This is a genomic window from Paraburkholderia sp. BR14320 (genome assembly GCF_040948665.1).
GTDB lineage: Bacteria > Pseudomonadota > Gammaproteobacteria > Burkholderiales > Burkholderiaceae > Paraburkholderia > Paraburkholderia youngii.
Map to the genome: position 1 here is coordinate 1 of NZ_JBFPKG010000135.1, position 3,664 is coordinate 3,664.

Genomic DNA, 3,664 nt, shown 5'->3' on the forward strand with positions numbered 1-3,664 from the left:
CGGCGTCTCGCACGTGACTATGAACGGCTCCCCGAAACTCTCGCCGGGCTTCATTTTGTCGTCTTCGCAATGCTCATGCTTGTCCACGCCGCGCCAGTACTTCAAAGTTCCTAACACGCTCTAACCGCATCAACGCCTTAATTCATTGGATGACTCATATCGGCCAGGAACCCGCCTCGCACACCTCGTTGCCCACGGTGATTGGGCTACGGGAGATCTCAAATCTGGCCCTTCAGCGGTCCGCTTCCCAGTGCTAGCGGCATTTCACCTTGCCAGCAGCCGCCAATCTTTGCCATGCAGAAAGCAGCGACGAAGGGTGTTGCACCAGTTCGCGAGGAATCCGCCTAATGGTAGCCGTCAAAGAGATGGTCCGGATCGCTGCTTGGAACGAATATTAGGGGATATGCTACCTGACTACTGTCGGGAATCGGGTCATTGTTCCCCGCGCGTTCTATTTCGGAACTAATGACCGCCCAACGAACGGGTGGGCGACTGGCAAGGACAGCCGGGACACAGAAAAAAAGTGACCCATCGGAGTCGTCTATACTCTGACGGGTCGTCTAAAGTCCCCACAGTAGGTCGAGCGAGACGGTTCGACCCGCTGCAACACAAGTGTACGGGACGAACGCATGGCAACCCTTGATCAAGGTCAGACCTTTCTTGCATCAGGTAAGTAGCCAACATGGTCATCAATTGCTGGCAGCATAGGCTACGCGATGGAACGAATTCAGTGAGGACGTCCCGCCCAAATTGCCAACCGGCGCTGACGCCGTTGAAAGATTTCGTCTCTGACTGTTATCCGGGCGGTTTGAAGGATACGGAAAAGGATTTTTACTTAGAGTTGCCTCCTGTCATGAGCCACTTTTGTCATAGCGTCAAAGTGCCAGCCAATCTTTAGCAAGCCTGGCATTCGACGAAGAACGTCATTGGCACGGTTGCGCGGGGATGTGCGCTACCGCCCTCCTCAAACGCAAATTGAATATTTTCATCGCAACCGCTCGATTCATGAATACAAATTCAGCGTAAACCCACGACCCACAGCGTTGAGCAATATTCACCCCTTGCAGTGATAGATATGAACGACGGCCTCAATAGAATGGGCTGTAGAATCATTGCAGCGTGAGAGGCGCCGCATCGCACCGGGCAAAGGGGCGCCCGTTCGACGGCCTTCCGGTTCTGTCACTTGGCCACGAAGACATCGACAAGCGGGGAGCTTGCTCCTCGTGCGCGAATGCCATTGTCATGCGCTGTGTCTGACAAGGGATACCTTCGAGGCTCAAATGCATGATCACGTGATCAAGAAAGGTTGACATGCATTAAGGCGAAAGACGAAAGTCGCGAATAGTATAAAAGGACAATATCCGACGAGCGCACGCATGCGCCCGGCCCGTTCGCCTCTTTTGCCGACGCGACGGCTTCGGTGCGCATCAACTGGCGAGCGATCCGCAAACGTCGGTCGACCCCAATCCCAGCCATGAGTGGATACGTCGATACACGTTGCTTGCCTCGATTTCACATGTCAGTTTTTCTGCAATATCGTGAGCATGACAAATTACGACCTACCGAAAGACATAGCAAACCGTCTGGTTGATCCGCAGTCGTATACAAACCTCGACGGGCTCCATGAGATATACGCGTGGGCGCGTGCAAACAACCCAGTTGGACGAGCAATGGCGGACGCGCATGACCCATTCTGGGTGGTAACAAAACACGCCGACGTCTCAATGATTTCCCGGAACAATGCCCTGTTTCGCAACGGCGATTATTCCGTCGTCTGCCGTCCGCAAGCATCTATCGCGCATGTTATAGGGGCCACCGGTAGTCCAAACATCGTCCGTTCGCTCGTCCACGTCGACGGCGACGAACACAAGAGTTTGCGCGCACTGACACAGTCGTGGTTTATGCCGAACAGTGTCGTTAAGCTTGAGGCTCGCATCCGATCATTGGCACATTTGATGATCGGGGAACTTCTGCAAAAGAGCGGCTCCGTAATCGACTTTGCGAACGATTTCGCCTCGCACTATCCGCTGAACGTGATCATGGATATTCTCGGAGTTCCGCAGGAAGAATCCCCCCGTATGTTGAGACTCACACAGGAGATGTTTGGAAGCGAGGATGCCGAATACAAGCGCGATATCAGTCGCCAGGGCGACGCCGGAAGTGCGATCGGCAAGGCGCTGCTGTCAGTTGTAGCAGACTTCAAGGGTTACTTTGATCCCCTGACCGAAGATCGCCGGAAAAAACCGCGTAACGACATCGCCACCTTGCTCGCCAACGCGGTTGTCGATGGACAGCCTATTGATGAGGCAACCCGACTCGGCTACTACGTGATTATCGCCGCCGCCGGGCATGACACCGTCTCGTCTTCCATATCGGTTGCGATGTGGGCATTGTGTCAATTCCCCCATTTGCTGCCGCGGCTTAAGGCTGACCCGTCGCTCATTCCGCAATTCATCGACGAGAGCCTCCGCTACGCATCGCCAGTGCGTCATTTCATGCGTACGGCGGCAGCCGACACGAATTTGAGAGGCAGGACTATCCGCAAGGGCGATTGGCTGATGCTCTGCTACGGGTCGGCCAATCGCGATGAGGAAGTTTTCCCCGACCCTTTCATATTCGATATCGACCGAAGGCCGAATCGGCACATTGCGTTTGGGGCAGGTGCTCACGTATGTCTTGGTCAGCATCTCGCAAACATGGAGATGCGCATCCTGTTCGAGGAACTGATCCCGAAGTTGCAGTTCGTCGAACCGGTGGGAGAGATCGAATTCACGACGTCTAATTTCGTAAGTGGGCCAAAGCACCTCCCAATACGTTGCGTGTTGCAATGATCGCATCTATGTAAAATTTGAACGCCACAAAATGACCTTGATCGGGACCGTGCTTTCGTCTACAAACTCACACATGTAGCATGTGACTGCCAAACATTTCCCCGGTTGCAGCCCCCAGTTACTATCTTCCCGCCTCGATAATTGAAGCTTTGGGCAGCCAGGCCCGGCATGATTCTCGCCCCCAGTCGCAGTTTCTGATCCGGGGGGTGTTGTCACCGGGCCTGGTGGGTGGCAGGTGATCGCTAATAGGGACTCGGCTGGAATATTCCAAGGCCGTCCGTAACGTAGATGCCGAGATTTGCCACCGTTGTCGCAGGCCCACTCGAATTCAAGACCCATGGCCGTCTTCTCTTCGTTGTCGACCAGCCCGCCACCACCGGCGCATTGCCGCTGGCCGTCGCACGCGATGAAGGCGTTCTGCTTGCCGATCTGCCCGAACTGGCGATGCGCCGCATTGCCGACCTGCATGCCGGTGAGGCCCAGACAGACGCCCGCGACGCCGCAATCATCGCCGAGGCCGCCGGTTCGATGCCGCATACGCTGCGCTCGCTTCGGTTAGCTGATGAACCGCTCGCCGAGCTGCCCATGCTGTGCGGCTTCGACGACGAGCTCGCCGCTCAAATTACCCAAACCAGTAACGGGATTCGCGGCCTGCTCACCCAGATCCATCCCGCGCTTGAGCGCGTTCTCGGACCGCGCCTCGAGCGTAAGCGGCTCGGCAGGGCCGATCCCCGATCCGCGCGCGCGTGGGGCATGATGTGAGAGCGTGGATTGTTTGCATGGTCGTTGACACGACCTATCTCGATCTACCCGGTCAAGCGGTGTGCGTGGGC

Annotated in this window: 1 protein-coding gene and 2 pseudogenes; all 3 read left to right on the top strand. The window is 56.0% G+C overall.

Annotation, left to right across the window (positions count from 1 at the left end; all coding sequences use genetic code 11):
- Window positions 1-114, top strand: a pseudogene (locus AB3X89_RS39055) (IS5/IS1182 family transposase); the annotation flags it as partial.
- Window positions 115-1,538: 1,424 nt separating this feature from the next.
- A complete protein-coding gene (locus tag AB3X89_RS39060; RefSeq protein WP_368587920.1) occupies window positions 1,539-2,831 on the top strand; it encodes a cytochrome P450 in 1,293 nt (430 codons plus the stop codon).
- 306 nt (window positions 2,832-3,137) lie between these two features.
- Window positions 3,138-3,536: pseudogene (locus tag AB3X89_RS39065) on the top strand (transposase); the annotation flags it as partial.
- Window positions 3,537-3,664 lie beyond the last annotated feature (128 nt).